General features: G+C 45.4%; 1 rRNA gene. It reads left to right on the forward strand.

The window, feature by feature from the left end:
* Window positions 1-144: 144 nt before the first annotated feature.
* A 5S ribosomal RNA gene (gene rrf / locus M3234_RS29125) occupies window positions 145-218 on the forward strand; the annotation flags it as partial.

Genomic DNA, 218 nt, shown 5'->3' on the forward strand with positions numbered 1-218 from the left:
TCCCGGTTTTGGATTTGTAGGGACGGACCGAAACGGCCGAGAAGTTAGGAGCCAAAGCTAGACAAGTCATAATGATTATTCGGTTTACTTATACTTCTTCTGCATTATCTAGTTTTGAGGGAATGAACCCTTTAAAATAAATAGTCCGGTAACAATGGCGAGAAGGTCACACCCGTTCCCATCCCGAACACGGAAGTTAAGCTTCTCAGCGCCGATGG

Origin of the sequence: Neobacillus niacini (genome assembly GCF_023715785.1) — a bacterium.
In the GTDB taxonomy this organism is placed as follows: Bacteria; Bacillota; Bacilli; order Bacillales; family Cytobacillaceae; genus Neobacillus; species Neobacillus niacini_E.